The following is a 362-nucleotide window of genomic DNA, read 5'->3' as shown; positions in this document are numbered from 1 at the left end:
CCAACGCGGCCATGAAGACGATGCCCAACAAGACCGACCGCAACGACGCCCGGGCGCTCGCCCAGATCATGCGCACCGGCTGGTACCGGCAGGTCCACGTCAAGTCGCGCCAGTCCCGGCTCTGGCGCTCGCTCCTGGTGGCGCGCCGCACGCTGCTCAACGAGATGCGCGCGATCGAGAACGTGGTGCGGGCCATCCTGCGCGAGGGCGGGATCAAGCTCGGTACGCCAGCCCGGGCCGCCTTTGCCGGACGTGTGCGCGAGCTGACCGGCGACGACCCTGAGATCCGGCCGCTCGTCGAGCCGCTGCTGACGGTGCTGGGTACGATGCTGGAGCAGCTCGATCGGCTGAGCCGGCAGGTC

1 protein-coding gene is annotated in these 362 nt (G+C 70.4%); it reads left to right on the top strand.

From position 1 onward, the window contains the following. The coding region (locus tag WDW90_RS38505; RefSeq protein ID WP_336492923.1) for an IS110 family transposase at positions 1 to 362 on the top strand (362 nt) is incomplete at both ends.

It is taken from the genome of Methylobacterium nigriterrae, assembly GCF_037106235.1.
Lineage (GTDB): Bacteria > Pseudomonadota > Alphaproteobacteria > Rhizobiales > Beijerinckiaceae > Methylobacterium > Methylobacterium nigriterrae.
This window is presented reverse-complemented; position numbering and strand designations above follow the sequence as displayed.